Annotated in this window: 4 protein-coding genes; 1 reads left to right on the top strand and 3 read right to left on the bottom strand. The window is 61.9% G+C overall.

Annotated features, from left to right (window positions below; all coding sequences use genetic code 11):
* Nucleotides 1-157: 157 nt before the first annotated feature.
* Genes H043_RS0106135 through H043_RS0106125 form a run of 3 tightly spaced genes read right to left on the bottom strand, consistent with a single transcriptional unit; the run spans nt 158 to nt 5,066 of the window.
* Complete coding sequence (locus tag H043_RS0106135; RefSeq protein WP_027611115.1) at nt 158-1,525, bottom strand: HlyD family type I secretion periplasmic adaptor subunit; 1,368 nt, start codon at nt 1,523-1,525, stop codon at nt 158-160.
* Nucleotides 1,515-3,671, bottom strand: coding sequence for a type I secretion system permease/ATPase (locus tag H043_RS0106130; RefSeq protein WP_027611114.1), 2,157 nt, complete (start codon nt 3,669-3,671; stop codon nt 1,515-1,517). Before H043_RS0106130 ends, H043_RS0106135 begins: the two co-directional genes overlap by 11 nt.
* A gap of 42 nt (nt 3,672-3,713) precedes the next feature.
* Nucleotides 3,714-5,066, bottom strand: a complete 1,353-nt coding sequence (locus tag H043_RS0106125; protein WP_007961502.1) for a TolC family outer membrane protein — start codon at nt 5,064-5,066, stop codon at nt 3,714-3,716.
* A gap of 357 nt (nt 5,067-5,423) precedes the next feature.
* On the opposite strand from H043_RS0106125, the gene H043_RS0106120 reads away from it, so the two are divergent.
* Nucleotides 5,424-19,862 carry a retention module-containing protein gene (locus H043_RS0106120; protein ID WP_027611113.1) on the top strand — a complete coding sequence of 4,813 codons (14,439 nt, stop codon included), beginning with the start codon at nt 5,424-5,426 and terminating at the stop codon, nt 19,860-19,862.
* Nucleotides 19,863-19,983: the final 121 nt, after the last annotated feature.

Genomic DNA, 19,983 nt, shown 5'->3' with positions numbered 1-19,983 from the left:
TGTCACTTACTGACAGGAGTGTGTTATTCCCGCTGACGCCTTCGCGAGCAGGCTCGCTCCCACAGGGGTTCGTTGGTGAACACAAAATGAGTGCTTAACAAAGATCCAATGTGGGAGCGAGCCTGCTCGCGAAGAGGCCATCAGCCGCGCTGCAAATCTAACGCTCGTGCAGTGCCTCGGCCCGCGCCCGGATGATCGGTTTGAGCAGATAACTCAACACCGATTTCTTGCCGGTGATGATATCCACCGACGCCACCATCCCCGGAATGATCAGCAGCGGCTTTTCATCAGTGCCCAGGTGGCTGCGCTCGGTGCGCACCTTGATGATGTAGTAGGTGGTTTTCTTGTCTTCGTCGGTGATGGTGTCGGCACCGATCTGCTCCAGTTTGGCTTTCAGCCCGCCATAAATGGTGTAGTCGTACGCGGTGAATTTGACGATCGCTTCCTGCCCCGGATGCAGGAACGCAATGTCCTGCGGACGGATCTTGGCTTCGACCAGCAAGGTGTCGTCCAGCGGCACGATTTCCACCATGTCGCTGCCGGGCTGGATCACGCCGCCAATGGTGTTGACCAACAACTTGTTGACGATGCCGCGTACCGGCGAGGTGACCAGCGTCCGGCTGACCCGGTCTTCCAGCGCCTTGCCGGTGGCCTGGGCCTTGTTCAGGTCGGTGCGGGCTTCGTTGAGCTGAGTCAGCGCTTCGCTGCGGAACTTGCCGCGAGTCTCGTCAATCTTGCGCTGTACTTCCTTGATGGCCGATTCGGCGCGCGGGATCGCCAGGGTGGTGGCGTCGAGCTGACCACGGGTTTCGACTTCGGCACGCTTGAGTCGCAGCACCTCCACCGGCGACACCGCGCCCTGCGCCACCAGCGGCTCGGACATGTTGATTTCCTGACGCTGCAATCCCAGTTGCTGGCGATACTGCGCCTGCTTGGAGCTGAACTCGCGCAGCTCTTGCTGACGCTGGATCAACTGCTCCTGCAAACCGCCGATCTCGTCGTGCAGTTGCTGACGACGACTGATGTACAACGATTCTTCGCTTTTCGCCTGGCCCGGCACGGCTTTGAGCACGTCTTCAGGGAAATTCAGCGGACGGTCATCGACCTCGGCGCTCAGACGCTCGACGCGCAGCAGCATCGACAGCCGATCAGCCTCGGTTTCGCCGACGTTGGAAGCAAATCGCGTGTCGTCCAGACGAATCAGCGGTGCGCCGGCCTCGACGATCTGACCTTCCTTGACGAACATTTCCGAGACAATCCCGCCCTCAAGGTTCTGGATTTTCTGGATCTTCGACGACGGAATCGCCTTGCCGTCGCCCTTGGTCACTTCGTCGATCACGGCGAAGTTGGCCCACAGCAGCAGGAACAGGAAGAAGCCGATGATTGCCCAGATGGTCAGGCGCACGACGCGCGGGGCGTCCTCGATCAGCGCCTTGTTGACCTCCGGCAGCGGCTGGCCCTGCAGCGAGGCAGAACCCTTGAAGTAGCGACGGATCGACTCTTTGACACCCGACTTAAGCAACACTGATCTGCCCCTTCTTCAACGCTTCCATCACGGCGGCTTTCGGGCCATCGGCGAGAATCTGTCCACGGTCGACCACCAGCAGGCGGTCGACCAGCGACAGCAGCGAGGCCCGGTGCGTCACCAGCACCACGGTCTTGTTTTCAACCACGGCAGCCAAGCGCTGCTTGAGGCGTTCTTCGCCGGTGTTGTCCATGGCGCTGGTCGGTTCGTCGAGCAGCAGGATCGGCGGGTTGAGCAGCAGCGCCCGCGCCAGTGCGACGTTCTGCCGTTGGCCACCGGACAGGTTCTGCCCGCGCTCGCCGACTTGCAGCTCGTAACCCTGCGGGTGCAGACGGGCGAATTCGTGCACGCCGGCCAGTTCGGCGGCTTGCAGTACCAGCTCGTCTTCTACATAGCGCGCGCCGGAGACCAGGTTGTCACGCAGGGTGCCGGCCAGCAGCTGGATGTCTTGCGGCACGTAGCCGATGTTGTAGCGCAGCTCGCTGACGTCGATCTGGCGGATGTCCACGCCGTCCACCAGCAATGCGCCGTCGTCCGGCTGATACAGGCCCACCAGCAGTTTCGCCAGTGAGCTTTTGCCCGAACCGCTGCGACCGATGATGCCGATCTTCTCGCCGGGACGAATCACCAGGTTGATGTTCTTCAGCGCCGGGTTCTGTTGCTCCGGGTAGGTGAAGTTCAACTGACGGCACTCGATCGCGCCCTGCAACACCTTGCGGCTCAGCGGACGTTCTTCGAAATTGCGCTCCTGCGGCAGCTCCATCATCTGGTCGACGGAAGTCATGGTTACCCGTGCCTGCTGGTAGCGGGTCAACAGACCGGACAGCGACGCCAGCGGGCTGAGCGCACGGCCACTGAGCATGTAGCAGGCAATCAGACCGCCCATGCTCAGGTTGCCGGCGATGATCTGGTACACGCCGAAGACGATCATGATCACCCCGGCCAGTTGCTGGATCAGCAGGGTGATATTCATCGCCAGACCGGAGAGCATTTTCACCCGCAGTTCGAGGCGGCTGAGGGTGCCGATGGTCTGTTCCCACTGGTACTGGCGTTCGCTTTCGGCGTTGTTGACCTTGACTGCATCGAGGCCGGCGAGGGTTTCGATCAGGCTCGACTGACGCTCGGCGCCGAGCGCCATGGTGCGTTCCATGGTCGCTACCAGCGGCTTTTGCAACGCATAGCCGATCAACAGCGCAATCGGGAACGCCAGCACCGGAATCCACACCAGATGCCCGCCGAGAATCGCGATGACGATGAAGATCAGGATGGTGAACGGCAGGTCGATCAGGCTGGTCAGGGTCAGCGAGGCGAGGAAGTCGCGCAGGCTCTGAAACTCATGGATGTTCTGCGCGAAGCTGCCGACCCGCGCCGGGCGGTACTTCATGGCCATGCCGACGATCCGCTCGAACAGCGTCGCGGAGATGATCAGGTCGGTTTTCTTGCCGGCCAGATCCAGGCACAGGCTGCGCAGGCTCTTGAGAATCAGATCGAAAATGTAGGCACCGGTGATGCCCAGCGCCAGCACCCACAGGGTCGCTTCGGCCTGGTTCGGCACCACGCGGTCGTAGACGTTCATCACGAACAGCGGTGCGGCCATGGCGATGATGTTGATCAGGAAACTCGCGGCGATCGCATCGGCGTACAGCCAGCGCGAGCGCTTGAGGGTGTCGCGGAACCACGAGCGCGCACGCGGGATCAGCGTGCCGTGGTTGACGTCGAATTTGTGCTGCGGCTGGGCGAAGAACACTTTGCCGGTGTAGTCGTCAGCCAGCAGTTCGCGGCTGACCACCGATTCGCCGCCGTCGCTTTCGCTGAGCAGCACCCGGGCTTCGTTGTCACCTTGCCAGCCGAGCAGGACGGCGCTGCGGCCATCCTTGAGTAGCAACAGCGCCGGCATGGCAATCGCCGGAATCTCTTCCAGCTTGCGTTGCAGCACCCGACCCTGCAGCCCGGCGCGAGCCGCTGCGCGGGGCAGCAACTCGACACTCAGGCGTTGTTTGGGCAGCGGCAGGCCAGTGGTCAGCATCGCCGCACTGGCCGGCTTCTGGTGCAACATGCATAGAGCGAGCAAGCCATCCAGTAACGGATCGTCGTGCATCGCGCGCGGATCATGAATGAGTTGAACTCGACTGACTTCTGATTCCACGCTCGGCACTCTTGGCTAACAATTGAACAATGAAGGTTCTGCTCAATTCATACCGGGCAGTTGGACCTTCGGCTTCACATCGTTCTGCACGACGGATGCCAATGGTGCGACCACTCCCTGGCTCTTGAGCAACTCGCCCATGGTCGCCTTGATTCGATACTGAGTAAATAACTGAATGTTCTTGATCTCGGCCAGACGGCGCGAAGCGGTGAACAACTCGTTTTCGCTGTCGAGCAAATCGAGCAGGGTGCGCTCGCCGAGGCTGAACTGACGCTGGTAGGCGGTACGCACGGCGGTGCTGTGATCAACGTACTGCTGAGCGATCGGCACCTGCGCATTGGCGTTGTTCAGGGCGTTCCAGGCCAGGCCCAGTTCTTCGTTCAACTGACGCAGGGCGTTGTTGCGGATGTCCAGCGCCTGGTTCGACAGATACGACTTGGATTCCAGATCGGCCTTGTTGCTGCCGCCGGAGTACAGGTTGAAGCGCATGCGCAGCATCGCCTGCCACTCGTTGTTGTGGCCGTTCTGACCGTCGAGATCGTTATCGGCAGTGCGACCCAGCTCGGCGTCGAAACGTGGGTAGAACGTCGACTTGGCGGTTTCGTACTGCTTCTCGGCAGCGGCGATATCGGACTCGGCCGAGCGCAGGATCGGGCTGTTTTCCAGCATCTGCGTACGGGCTTCATTGAGGTTGGCCGGCATCATCGCCATGAACGGCGCCGGGCGCTCCAACTGGTCAGGCATCTGGCCGACGGCACTGAGGAAGTTGGTCTCGGAGTCGGCGAGGTTGGTCTGTTCGGTGATCAGGTTGTTGCGGGCCTGAGCCATCCGCGCTTCAGCCTGATCGAGGTCAGCGCCGCTGCCGACGCCGCGCTGGGTGCGTAGCTGGATCTGATCGTAAATGCGTTGGTGGCTCTTGAGGTTCTCTTCGGCCAGACGCACGAATTCGCGGCGGGTCAGCACGTCCAGGTAAACCTGGGCGACGGTCAGCGCGGTGCGCTCGGAAGTGCCGAGCAGCGAGTAGGCGCGGGAGTTGACGGTGGCTTGTTGACGCCCGACTTCGCTGGACGTGGCAAAACCGTCAAAAACCATTTGCGAGAGACGTAAACTTGACTCGCTGCGGTTCAAAGTTTCCCAGTGGTTGCCGCCACCGTTGGCGCGGGTGGTCACGCTGTCAGTGCCCTCACGGCCATAACCGCCCAGCAGATCGACCTTGGGCAGGTATCCACCTTTGGCTGCCTTTAACTGATAATCCGCGGCCAAACGACTGTTGACCCCCGCCTGGATTTCCGGATGGACATCCAGTGCCTGTTGCATGGCTTCTGGTAAGGATTGTGCTTGGACGAAAGAGGCGGCGAGGGCGAACGGTAGAGCCTTGAACAAGTGCAAACGCATGGTAAAGATTTCCCAGGACTTCTTGTCTTGAATCACAGCAAAACGTGCTGCTGCGTCGGATGATTGGCAACCGGAATGACCGTATGTCGGAAAGTTCAAAATAGGAACTGGATCACACGCTGAGGGACAGGTCGCCGCGGAAATATCAATGTGACATTAGTGGGGCGATTGTTTAGGATGGCACCCAGAAGGTCAATAGTTTGGCATAAAGTTAATAGCGAAAGAATCTAGCCAAATTATTGACGAAGAACAGCGTCAATCTTGATTCGCAAATTTTTAAAGTACGTCCAGACTGAATCGGCGCCGAAGCCATCAGGCTATGGAAGTCAACTGAACGTGACACCCGGAGAGTCTTCAATGAGCAGTGTTGTTGCCATCGTCAAAAGCATTGTCGGTCAGGTATTCGTGGTCTCCCCCGAGGGTGTACGCCGCGTGCTCGTTGAAGGCGATCGCCTGTTCGTCGGCGACCAGATCGATACCGGCCTCTCCGGCGCCGTGTCGCTGGAACTGGCGGATGGCCGCACCCTGGACCTGGGCCGTGAAACCCAGTGGAGCGCCAACGCGCCCGACTCCAGCACTGACCTGGCCGAGGCCACCGCGCAGGCCGCGCCGTCTGTAGCCGAGCTGCAGCAGGCCATCGCCGCCGGTGCCGACCCGACCACCGCCCTTGAAGCCACCGCTGCCGGCGCCACCGCCGCAGGCACTGGCGGCGCGGCAGGCGGCGGCCACAGTTTCGTGATGCTCGACGCCACCGCCGGCCGCGTCGATCCGACCATCGGCTTCCCGACCGCGGGCATCAACGCCGGTGCACAAGCGGCACAGAACATCACCGGTGGCCAGACCACCGACACCACCACCAACGCCCTGCGTGAATCGACCCTGAGCCTCAGCGCCACGCCGACCATCACCGAAGCCGGCGGCGTGCTGGTGTACACCGCGACCCTGACCCAGGCGCCGCTGACCGACCTGACCATCACCCTGTCCAACGGCTCGGTGATCGTGATTCCGGCCGGCTCCACCACCGGCACTGTCAACGTGCCGCTGGCACCGAACGACACCGTTTATAACGACCCGACCCAGATCAACGTCACCGTCACCGGCACCACCGGCGGCAACGGCATTACCGTGACCCCGCCGACCACCCCGGCGACGACTCAGGTCACCGATACCATCGACACCACCACCGTCACCCTGACTGCTGGCAACAGCGTCACCGAAGGCGGTCAGATCACCTACACCGCGACCCTGACCAACCCGGCACAGACGCCGGTCACCGTCACCCTGTCCAACGGTTCGACCATCACCATCGAAGCCGGCCAGACCACCGGCACCGTCAACGTGCCAACTGCGCCGAACGACGTCTATAACAACGGCAGCACCGTCAGCACCACCATCACCGGTGCCACCGGCGGCAACTTCGAGAACCTGGTGCCGAACACGACGCCAGCCGTGACGAACATCGTCGATTCGCGCGACACCACCGGCCTGACCCTGACCGCCACGGGCACCGTGGTCGAGGGTGGCCAGATCACCTACACCGCGACCCTGACCAACCCGGCACAGACGCCGGTCACCGTCACCCTGTCCAACGGTTTGACCATCACCATCGAAGCCGGCCAGACCACTGGCACGGTCAACGTGCCGACCGCGCCGAACGACGTCTACAACAACGGCGGCACCGTCAGCACCACGATTACCGGTGCGACCGGCGGCAACTTCGAGAATCTGGTGCCGAACACCACGCCGGCGACCACCACCGTCACCGACTCCATCGACACCACCAACCTGTCGCTGAGCGCGACCGGCACCGTCGCTGAAGGCGGCTCGATCGTTTACACCGCCACCCTGACCAACCCGGCCGGTACCCCGGTGACCGTGACGTTGAGCAACGGCTCCGTCATCACCATCGACGCCGGCAAAACCACCGGCACTGTGACCGTTCCCGCGCCTGCGGATGACGTCTACAAAGACGCCGGCAAGGTCGAAGTCAGCATCACCGGCACCACCGGCGGCAATTTCGAGAACCTGGTGCCGAGCACCGTTCCGGCTGTTACCGAAGTCACTGACACCATCGATACCTCGACCGTCAAACTGACCGCCGACACGTCGGTCGCTGAAGGCGGCACCGTCACTTACACCGCCACCGTCGGTGCACCTGTGACCGGTTCGCCAGTTGTCGTGACCCTGGCCAACGGTCAGACCATCACCATCGAAGTGGGCAAAACCACCGGCACCGTGACCACCACCGCGCCGAACGATGCGTTGACCGGCAACCCACCGCTGACCAACGCCATCACCAATGTCAGTGGCGGTAACTACGAGAACCTCGTCGCCGATAAAACTCCGGTTTCGACCACCGTTACCGACACCGTCGACACCACCAACCTGTCGCTGAGCGCGACTGGTACCGTGGCTGAGGGCGGTTCGATCGTTTACACCGCGACGTTGACCAATGCTGCCGGCTCGCCGGTCACCGTGACCCTGAGCAACGGCGCCGTGATCACCATCGAAGCCGGTAAAACCACCGGCACCGTGACGGTTCCGGCGCCTGCGGATGACGTATACAAAGACGCTGGCAAAGTCGAAGTCACCATCAACGGTGCGACCGGCGGCAACTTCGAAAATCTGGTGCCAAGCACTGTCCCTGCGGTCACCGAAGTGACCGATACCATCGACACCTCGACGGTCAAACTGTCCGCTGACACCTCGGTCGCCGAGGGTGGCACCGTCACTTACACCGCGACCGTTGGTGCGCCTGTGACTGGCTCGCCGGTTGTCGTGACTCTGGCCAACGGTCAGTCCATCACCATCGAAGTGGGTAAAACCACTGGCACCGTGACCACCACCGCACCGAACGACGTGCTCAACGGCCAGGCGCCGCTGAGCAACTCGATCACTGGCGTGAGCGGTGGCAACTACGAGAATCTGGTCGCCGACAAGACGCCGGTCAGCACCACCGTGACTGATACCGTCGACACTACCAACCTCTCGCTGAGTGCCACTGGCTCCGTCGCTGAAGGCGGTTCGATTGTCTACACCGCGACCCTGACCAACCCGGCCGGCACCCCGGTGACCGTGACCCTGAGCAATGGCTCCGTCATCACCATCGAAGCCGGCAAAACCACCGGAACCGTGACTGTTCCGGCGCCTGCCGATGACGTCTACAAAGATGCCGGCAAGGTTGAAGTCAGCATTACCGGAACTACCGGTGGCAATTTCGAGAACCTTGTTCCGAGCACCGTTCCAGCTGTCACCGAAGTCACTGACACCATCGATACTTCGACCGTCCAACTGACCGCTGATACTTCGGTCGCTGAAGGCGGCACTGTCACTTACACCGCTACGGTTGGTGCGCCGGTGACTGGCTCGCCGGTTGTCGTGACTCTGGCCAACGGCCAGACCATCACTATCGAAGTCGGCAAGACCACTGGCACCGTGACCACCACCGCGCCGAACGATGCGTTGAACGGTCACGAGCCACTGACCAACGCGATCACTGACGTGAGCGGCGGCAACTACGAGAATCTTGTAGCGGATAAAACCCCGGTTTCGACCAGCGTCACCGACACCGTCGACACCACCAACCTGTCGCTGACTGCGACCGGCACCGTGGCGGAAGGCGGTTCGATCGTCTACACCGCGACCCTGACCAATCCGGCCGGTACGCCGGTGACCGTGACCTTGTCCAACGGCTCGGTGATCACTATCGAAGCCGGTAAAACTACCGGCACCGTGACCGTTCCAGCACCAGCCGATGACGTTTACAAAGACGCTGGCAAGGTTGAAGTCACGATCAAAGACGCCGCAGGCGGCAATTTCGAGAACCTGGTGCCGAGCACCGTTCCGGCTGTTACCGAAGTTACCGATACCATCGATACGTCGACGGTCAAACTCACCGCCGACACTTCGGTAGCTGAAGGCGGGACTGTCACTTACACCGCCACCGTCGGCGCACCGGTAACCGGCTCGCCGGTTGTTGTCACCTTGGCCAATGGCCAGAACATCACCATCGAAGTCGGCAAAACCACTGGCACCGTAACCACCACCGCGCCAAATGATGCGTTGAATGGTCATGAGCCGCTGAGCAACTCGATTACCGCCGTAACGGGCGGCAACTACGAAAACCTCGTCGCCGACAAGACGCCAGTCAGCACCACCGTGACCGACACCGTCGACACCACCAACCTGACGTTGAGCGCCACCGGTTCGGTGGCTGAAGGTGGTTCGATCGTCTACACCGCGACCTTGACCAATCCGGCCGGTACTCCGGTGACCGTGACCTTGTCGAACGGCTCGGTGATCACTATCGAAGCCGGTAAAACTACCGGCACCGTGACCGTTCCAGCACCAGCCGATGATGTTTACAAAGACGCTGGCAAGGTTGAAGTCACGATCAAAGACGCCGCAGGCGGCAATTTCGAGAACCTGGTGCCGAGCACCGTTCCGGCTGTTACCGAAGTGACCGATACCATCGATACGTCGACGGTCAAACTCACCGCCGACACTTCGGTAGCTGAAGGCGGGACTGTCACTTACACCGCGACTGTTGGCGCTCCAGTGACTGGCGCACCTGTTGTTGTGACCCTGGCCAACGGTCAGACCATCACCATCGACATCGGCAAGACCACCGGCACCGTGACGACCACCGCTCCGAACGATGCGCTGAACGGTCATGAGCCGCTGAACAACTCGATCACCAATGTCAGCGGCGGCAACTACGAAAACCTCGTCGCCGACAAAACGCCGGTCAGCACCACCGTGACCGACACCGTCGACACCACCAACCTGTCGCTGAGCGCGACCCCGGCGGTGAACGAAGGCGGGCAGATCACCTACACCGCCACCCTGACCAACGCCGCCGGCACTCCGGTGACCGTGACCTTGAGCAATGGCGCGGTGATCACCATCGACGCCGGCAAAACTACCGGCACCGTGACCGTCGATGCGCCGAAGGATGACGTCTACAAGGACGCCGGCACCGTTGAAGCGACCATCAAGGGCGCGACCGGTGGCGACTTCGAAAACCTGGTGACCAGCAACACTCCGGCGGTGACCACCGTCAACGACACCATCGACACCTCCACCGTGTCGTTGACCGCCACCGCCAACGTCGCCGAAGGCGAGACCGTGGTCTACACCGCGAGCGTGACCGCACCGGTAACCGGCTCGCCAGTTGTGGTCACTCTGTCCAACGGCCAGACCATCACCATCGCCGTCGGTGAGACCACCGGCAGCGTGAATTTCGTTGCGCCGAACAGCCCATTGGCGGGCGGCAGCTCGCTGAGCGTCGCCATCGACAAGGTTGCCGGCGGCAACTATGAGAACCTGGTGGCCGACAAGACACCGGCGAACACCTCGGTGTCGGACACCGTCGACACCACCAACCTGAACCTGACCGCCAGCGACTCGGTGGCCGAGGGTGGTTCGATTGTTTACACCGCGACCCTGACCAATCCGGCCGGGACGCCGGTGACCGTGACCCTGTCCAACGGCGCGGTGATCACCATCGAAGCCGGTAAAACGTCGGGCACCGTAACCGTTCCAGCTCCGGCTGACGACGTGTACAAAGACGCGGGTAAAGTCGAAGCAACCATTTCCAGCGCTACCGGTGGCAACTTCGAGAACCTGGTGCCTAGCACCGTTCCGGCCGTCACCAACGTGACCGACACCATCGATACCACCACGGTCAAACTGACCGCGACCGAATCGGCTGCGGAAGGTGGCACCGTCACTTACACCGCGACTGTCGGTGCGCCAGTGACTGGCTCGCCGGTCGTGGTGACCTTGGCCAACGGTCAGAACATCACCATCGAAGTGGGTAAAACCACTGGCACCGTGACTACCACTGCGCCGAACGATGCGTTGACCGGCCACGCGCCGCTGACCAACGCCATCACCGACGTGAGCGGCGGTAACTACGAAAACCTCGTGGCGGATAAAACGCCGGTGTCGACCAATGTCACCGACACCGTCGACACCACCAATCTGTCGCTCAGTGCGACCGGCACCGTGGCCGAGGGTGGCTCGATCGTCTACACCGCAACCCTGACCAACGCCGCTGGTTCGCCAGTCACCGTGACCCTGTCCAACGGCGCGGTGATCACCATCGAGGCCGGTAAAACCTCTGGCACCGTGACCGTTCCGGCGCCAGCCGATGACGTGTACAAAGATGCCGGCAAAGTCGAAGCGACCATCTCCAGCGCTACCGGTGGCAACTTTGAAAATCTGGTACCGAGCACTGTGCCGGCCGTCACCAACGTTACCGACACCATCGACACCACCACGGTCAAACTGACGGCGACTGAATCCGCTGCGGAAGGTGGCACCGTCACCTACACCGCCACCGTCGGTGCTCCGGTAACCGGCTCGCCTGTGGTCGTAACCTTGGCCAACGGTCAGAACATCACCATCGAAGTCGGCAAGACCACAGGCACCGTGACCACCACCGCGCCGAACGATGCGTTGACCGGACATGCGCCACTGACCAACGCCATCACCGACGTGAGCGGCGGTAACTACGAAAACCTCGTGGCGGATAAAACGCCGGTTTCGACCAATGTCACCGATACCGTCGACACCACCAACCTGTCGCTCAGTGCCACTGGCACCGTCGCTGAAGGCGGCTCGATCGTCTACACCGCGACCCTAACCAATCCGGCCGGCACCCCAGTCACCGTGACATTGAGCAACGGCGCCGTAATCACTATCGACGCCGGCAAAACCACTGGCACCGTAACCGTTCCGGCGCCTGCCGATGACGTCTACAAAGACGCGGGCAAAGTCGAAGCGACCATTTCCACCGCCACCGGTGGCAACTTCGAGAACCTGGTGCCAAGTACCGTGCCGGCTGTCACCGAAGTCACCGACACCATCGACACCTCGACCGTCAAACTGACTGCCGATACCTCAGTGGCCGAAGGTGGCACCGTCACCTATACCGCAACCGTCGGCGCGCCAGTGACCGGTTCGCCTGTGGTCGTGACCTTGGCAAACGGTCAAAACATCACCATTGAGGTGGGTAAAAACACTGGCACCGTGACTACCACTGCGCCTAATGATGCATTGACCGGTCATGCTCCTCTGACCAACGCGATCACCGACGTCACCGGTGGCAATTACGAAAACCTCGTGGCTGACAAAACCCCGGTCAGCACTAACGTCACCGACACCGTCGACACCACCAACCTGTCGCTGTCCGCGACCGGTACCGTGGCCGAAGGTGGCTCGATCGTTTACACCGCGACCCTGACCAACGCCGCTGGCTCGCCAGTCACCGTGACGTTGAGCAACGGCGCCGTGATCACCATCGAGGCTGGCAAAACCACCGGCACTGTGACCGTTCCAGCTCCGGCTGACGACGTGTACAAGGACGCGGGTAAAGTCGAAGCAACCATTTCCAGCGCTACCGGTGGCAACTTCGAGAACCTGGTGCCAAGCACTGTTCCGGCCGTCACCAACGTTACCGATACCATCGACACCACCACGGTGAAACTGACCGCGACCGAGTCTGCCGCTGAAGGCGGTACCGTCACCTACACCGCGACTGTCGGTGCCCCAGTGACCGGTTCGCCGGTCGTAGTGACGTTGGCCAACGGCCAGACCATCACCATCGAAGTCGGCAAGACCACCGGCACTGTATCTACCACCGCACCGAACGATGCACTGACCGGTCATGCTCCTCTGACCAACGCGATCACTGGCGTGACCGGCGGTAATTACGAGAGTCTGGTGGCTGACAAAACGCCAGTCAGCACCACTGTGACCGACACTGTCGACACCACCAACCTGTCGCTGAGCGCAACCAACTCGGTCGCCGAGGGTGGTTCGATCATCTACACCGCGACCTTGACCAACGCGGCTGGCTCGCCAGTCACCGTGACCCTGTCGAACGGCGCTGTGATCACCATCGAAGCCGGTAAAACCACTGGCACCGTGACCGTTCCGGCACCTGCCGATGACGTCTACAAAGACGCCGGCACCGTTCAGGCAACGATCACCAACGCTACCGGTGGCAACTTCGAAAACCTGGTACCGAGCACCGTGCCGGCTGTGACTCAGGTCACCGACACCATCGACACCACCACGGTCAAACTGACCGCGACCGAGTCTGCTGCCGAAGGGGGTACCGTCACCTACACCGCGACCGTTGGTGCGCCAGTGACGGGCTCGCCAGTCGTGGTAACTCTGGCCAACGGTCAGAACATCACCATCGAAGTCGGCAAAACCACCGGCACCGTCACTACCACCGCACCGAACGATGCGCTGACCGGCCACGCGCCGCTGACCAACGCGATCACCAACGTCAGCGGTGGCAACTACGAAAACCTCGTTGCCGACAAGACCCCGGTCAATACCACGGTCACCGATACCGTCGACACCACCAACCTGTCGCTGTCCGCGACCGGTACCGTGGCCGAAGGCGGCTCGATCGTTTACACCGCGACGCTGACCAACGCTGCCGGTTCGCCGGTTACCGTGACGTTGAGCAACGGCGCCGTGATCACCATCGACGCGGGCAAAACCACCGGCACCGTGACCGTTCCGGCTCCAGCGGATGACGTCTACAAAGACGCCGGCACCGTTGAGGCCACGATCAAGACCGCGACTGGCGGCAATTTCGAAAACCTGGTGACCAGCAACACCCCTGCCGTGACCAGCGTCACCGACACCATCGACACCACCACGGTCAAACTGACCGCGACCGAGTCTGCTGCTGAAGGTGGTACCGTCACTTACACCGCGACCGTCGGCGCGCCGGTCACCGGTTCGCCGGTTGTGGTGACCTTGGCCAACGGCCAGAACATCACCATCGAAGTGGGCAAAACCACCGGTACCGTGACCACCACTGCGCCGAACGACGTGTTGACCGGCCACGCGCCGCTGACCAACGCGATCACTAACGTCAGCGGCGGCAACTACGAAAACCTGGTGGCCGATAAAACCCCGGTCAGCACCACGGTTACCGACACCATCGACACCACCAACCTGTCCCTGAGCGCGACCGGCACCGTGGCCGAAGGTGGCTCGATTGTTTACACCGCAACGCTGACCAACGCCGCTGGTTCGCCAGTGACCGTGACGCTGAGCAACGGTGCAGTCATCACCATCGACGCCGGTAAAACCACCGGTACCGTCACCGTCCCTGCCCCGGCCGACGACGTCTACAAAGACGCCGGCACTGTTCAGGCAACGATCAAAACCGCGACCGGTGGCAGCTTCGAGAACCTGGTACCAAGCACCACGCCAGCAGTGACCAGCGTCACCGACACCATCGACACCACGGGCGTGAAACTCTCCGCCACGGGCACCGTGGCCGAAGGTGGCACCGTCACTTACACCGCTACCGTTGGTGCGCCAGTTACCGGCTCGCCTGTCGTCGTGACCCTGGCCAACGGTCAGACCATCACCATCGACATCGGCAAAACCACCGGCACCGTGACCAGCATCGCACCGAACGATGCGCTGACCGGTCACGCGCCGTTGACCAACTCGATCACTAACGTGACCGGCGGCAACTACGAAAATCTGGTAGCCGACAAAACCCCGGTCAGCACCACCGTGACCGACACTGTCGACACCACCAACCTGTCCCTGAGCGCCACTAATACGGTCGCCGAGGGCGGTTCGATCATTTACACCGCCACCCTGACCAACGCCGCTGGTTCGCCAGTGACCGTGACCCTGAGCAACGGCGCAGTCATCACTATCGACGCGGGCAAAACCACTGGCACCGTGACCGTCCCTGCTCCAGCCGATGACGTCTACAAAGACGCCGGCACCGTGCAGGCAACGATCACCAACACCAGCGGTGGCAACTTCGAAAATCTGGTGCCGAGCACCGTACCGGCCGTGACCAGTGTCACCGACACCATCGACACCACTACCGTGAAGTTGTCTGCCACCGGTACAGCGGTTGAAGGCGGCAACGTCGTCTACACCGCCACCGTCGGCGCGCCAGTCACTGGTTCGCCAGTCGTGGTGACTCTGTCCAATGGCCAGACCATCACCATCGACATCGGCAAAACCACCGGCACCGTAACCACCACCGCACCGAACGATGCGCTGACCGGCCACGCGCCGTTGACCAACGCCATCACTAACGTGACCGGCGGCAACTACGAAAACCTGGTGGCCGACAAAACCCCGGTCAGCACCACCGTGACCGACACCGTCGACACCACCAATCTGTCGTTGTCCGCGACCGGCACCGTGGCCGAAGGTGGCTCGATCGTTTACACCGCAACCCTGACCAACGCCGCGGGTTCGCCAGTGACCGTAACGTTGAGCAACGGCGCCGTGATCACCATCGACGCCGGTAAAACCACCGGCACCGTGACCGTTCCGGCTCCAGCGGACGACGTCTACAAAGACGCCGGCACCGTGCAGGCGACCATCAAGTCGGCGACAGGTGGCAGCTTCGAAAACCTGGTGCCAAGCACCACGCCAGCCGTAACCAGCGTCACCGACACCATCGACACCACTGGCGTGAAACTTACCGCCACTGGCACCGTGGCCGAGGGTGGCACTGTCACCTACACCGCCACTGTCGGCGCTCCGGTCACCGGTTCGCCAGTGACCGTAAGCCTGTCCAACGGCCAGACCATCACCATCGACATCGGCAAAACCACCGGCACCGTGACCACCACTGCGCCGAACGACGTGTTGACCGGCCACGCACCGTTGACCAATGCGATCACCAACGTCAGCGGCGGCAACTACGAAAACCTCGTAGCCGACAAAACCCCGGTCAGCACCACCGTGACCGACACTGTCGATACCACCAGCCTGTCGCTGAGCGCGACCCCGGCGGTGAACGAGGGTGGCCAGATCACCTACACCGCAACCCTGAGCAACGCTGCCGGTTCCCCGGTAACCGTGACTTTGAGCAACGGCTCGGTGATCACCATCGACGCCGGCAAAACCACTGGCACCGTGACCGTTCCGGCTCCGGCTGACGACGTCTACAAAGACGCCGGCAGCGTGCAGGCGACCATCACCAACGCCAGCGGTGGCAACTTCGAGAACCTGGTACCGAGCACGACACCGGCCGTGACCAACGTCGCCGATACCATCGACACCACCACTGTCAGCATCACCGGCAGCACCTCGGTGACCGAAGGCCAGACCGCCAGCTACACCGTCAGCCTGACGCACCCGGCACAAACCGACGTGACCCTGAAGATCGTCTACAGCGGCACCGCTGCCGACGGTTCGGACTTCACCGGTGTTTACACCGTGAAGATCCCGGCGGGCGCCAGCAGCGCACAGTTCAACGTCGCGACCATCGATGACAAGATCACCGAAGGCACCGAGAACTTCGTGGTCAAGATCGACTCGGCCACCGGCGGCAACTTCGAGAACCTGGCCGTCAGCAGCACCAACGGCAGCGTCAGCACCTCGATCATCGACAACGATGCGCCACCGGTCATCGACCTGGATGCCAACAACTCCAGCGGCGCCACCGGTGCCGACTACAAGGTGACGTTCACCGAAAACACCCCGGGCGCCGGCGTGTCGATTGCCGACACTGACCTGACGATCACCGACCCGGACAGCACCATGCTGACAGGCGCGACCATCGTGCTGACCAACCGTCAGGACGGCGATGCGCTGAACCTCGGCAACAGCGTCAACGGCATCACGATCAATGCCAACAGCACCAACGGCACCGTGACCTTGACCCTGTCGGGCAACGCGACGCTTGCCGACTACATGCAGGCGATCAAGAACATCAGTTTCACCAACAGCAGTGAAAACCCGAGCACCGTGCCACGGATCATCACCGTGACCGTGACCGATGGCGGCAACTACTCCAACACCGCGACCACCACGGTCAACGTGGTGGCGGTCAACGATGCTCCGGTGGCCGCGCCAAGCAACGTCACCGGCACCGAAGACACCCCGCTGATCCTCGGCTGGTCGACCTTCGGCGTGACCGACGTCGACAGTCCGGCCAGCAGCCTGGGCATCAAAATCACCCAGCTGCCGGGCGAAGGCAAACTGCAGTATCTGGACGGTTCGACCTGGAAAGACGTCGCCAACAACCAGACCTTCAGCAAGGCTGACATCGACGCCGGCAAACTGCGCTTCATGCCGGATGCCAACGAGTCGGGGGTCAACGGTTACGGCGGCACCGGTATGGGCAACAACCAGGCCGACTACGCACAGATCAAGTTCCAGCCAACCGACGGCCAACTGCTGGGCAACACCGGCACCGTGAAGATCGACATCACGCCAGTGGCGGATGCGCCGACCGTGAGCGTGGCCGACAACAGCGTGAAGTCCACCGGGCTGGTCAAGGAAGTCTGGACCGGCCTGTCGGGCCTGGGCACCAGCGGCAACGGCGCTGACTCGACCACGTTGAAAAACGTGATCGACGGCGCCGGCACCCCGAACTCCAGCACCAACGTGAATAACGTGCAGTCCGACGGCAGCGTGACCGCCGGTACCGCGTCGAAGACCTCGGGCCTGATCTATCTGGAAGCCGGCAAGACCTACAGCTTCAGCGGTGTGGCTGACGACAGCCTGCTGATCACCATTGGCGGCAAGAGCGTGGCGTCGGGTACCTGGGGCGCGGGCGGTGCGATCAGCGGTTCGTTCACCCCGACCACCAGCGGCTACTACACCCTGGACATCTACCACCACAACCAGAGCGGCCCGGGCAGCTATGACGTGAACCTGTCGGTCAACGGCAGCACACCAATCGACCTGAGCAGCGCCGGCGTGCCGATCTACACCGGGGTGCAGGATCTGGTGAATTCCGGTGTGACTGTCTCCGATCTGCACGGCACAAACGGCGAAGGCTATTACGACGGCTACAAGCTCAACACCGGCGCCGAAGGCACCACGGTGAAACTGTCGGCGATCAACACCGCGCTGACCGACACCGACGGCTCGGAAACCCTGAGCGTGAAGATCAGCGGCGCGCCGGTCGGCTCGGTTCTCTCCGACGGCAACGGTCACACCTTCACAGTCACCGCGAGCAACGGCGAAGCCAACGTCACCGGCTGGAACCTGGGCAGCCTGACCGTAACCCCGCCGACCTACTACAACGGCCAGTTCAACCTGACCGTGACCTCGACCTCCACTGAAATGGTCGGCGGTTCGGCCAGCAGCACCGCTACGATTCCGGTCACCGTGGTGCCCGCGGTGTACAACGCGGTGGTTGGTACCTCTGGCGACGACACCTTCAACGGTACCGATGGCAACGACATCATGGTCGCCGACATCGGTGGTCTGACCGTGGTGCCGGGCACCAACTACAACATCGCGTTCATGGTCGACAGCTCGGGCAGCATGAGCACCTCGTCGATCAACGCGGCCAAGGACTCGCTGACATCGGTGTTCAACACCCTCAAGCAGAGCCTGGGCGGCAGCAACTCGGGCACGGTGAACATCTTCCTGGCGGACTTCGATACCCAGGTCAACAAGTCGGTGTCGGTGAACCTCAACGACCCGAACGCGCTGACCAAGCTCAAAGCCGTGCTCGACTCGATGGCGTCCGGCGGCGGCACCAACTACGAGGACGTGTTCAAGACCACGGCCAACTTCTTCCAGAGCACGGAAGCGCTGGCCAACACCGGGGCGAAGAACCTCACCTACTTCATCACCGACGGCCAGCCGACCTACTACCAGAGCGGCGAGCAGACCAACCCGACGCTGTACGGCAACGTGAAGTTCGACAGTGTGGTGACAACCAGCAACTACAAGCTGGGCGACACTTTCAGCACGTACATCGACAACACGCATTACCTGAGCATCACCGCCAGCGGTTATGCCCAGTTGCAGACTTACACTGCCCGTTATGGCTGGAGCACCACCAACCTGGGCACTGTTCACGCTCAGGGTGACGGCACTTACGAGTTGTCGAGCCTGGCCGGTAGCGGTAGCAGTACGGATTCGGCGACAACCTCCAACTCCAACAGCAGCTTCGCCCTGCTCAGCAGTCTGTCGAACGTCGAGGCGATCGGTATCAATAGCGGTGTCAGCCTCAACGACCTGAAACCGTATGACTCGGATCACTCGCCGCAGACCAACATCGATCCGAAGGATCTGGCCAACTCGATCATCGGCCACACCGAAGCGACGATGCCGGGCAACGACACCGTCAGCGGTGGCGACGGCAACGACATCCTGTTCGGCGACCTGGTGAGCTTCAACGGCATTGCCGGCGAGGGTTATCAGGCGATGCAGGCGTTCGTGGCGCAGCAGACCGGGGTCGACGTCAGCAAGGTCACCACCAGCAACGTGCACCAGTACATCACCGAGCACTATCAGGCGTTCGATGTGTCCGGCGCACATGACGGCAACGACACGCTGCTGGGTGGCGCAGGCAATGACATCCTGTTCGGCTCGGGCGGCAACGACCTGCTCGACGGCGGCAAGGGCAATGACATCCTGCTCGGCGGCACCGGCAACGACACGCTGATCGGTGGCCAGGGCAACGATATCCTGATCGGTGGTTCCGGTGCCGACACCTTCGTCTGGAAAGCAGGCGACACCGGCAATGACGTGATCAAGGACTTCAACGCCAACGAAGGTGACCGCATCGACCTGCGCGATCTGTTGCAGGGTGAAACCGGCAGCACCATCGACAACTTCCTGAAGATCACCACGGTTGATGGCACGTCGTCGCTGCAAGTCAGCTCGGCGGGCAAGTTCAACTCCGGCGACGCGGCAGCCGCCACGCCGGACGTGACGATCAAACTGGAAGGCAACAACTGGTCGAGCGCCAACATTCACAACCTGATTGCCGGCAGCGATCCGACCATCAAGGTCGACCACAACAACAGCTGATGCGTGAACAAAACGGCCGCCCCTTGGGGCGGCCGTCACGTTTGCGGCTAACTCGGCGGTGACGATTTCGTCGCCACCCCGCATACTCGCGCGCAGTTGGCCTATGCTGCTGACAGCATGA

Source organism: Pseudomonas sp. URIL14HWK12:I6 (assembly GCF_000514195.1).
GTDB lineage: Bacteria > Pseudomonadota > Gammaproteobacteria > Pseudomonadales > Pseudomonadaceae > Aquipseudomonas > Aquipseudomonas putida_A.
Note: the sequence above shows the minus strand (reverse complement) of the source record. Positions and strands in the feature narration are given on the sequence as shown.

Bases quoted from the DNA above. Each gene is read 5' to 3' on its own strand.
- H043_RS0106125 (WP_007961502.1), bottom strand. From the start codon at position 5,066: ATGCGTTTGCACTTGTTCAAGGCTCTACCGTTCGCCCTCGCCGCCTCT.
- H043_RS0106120 (WP_027611113.1), top strand. From the start codon at position 5,424: ATGAGCAGTGTTGTTGCCATCGTCAAAAGCATTGTCGGTCAGGTATTC.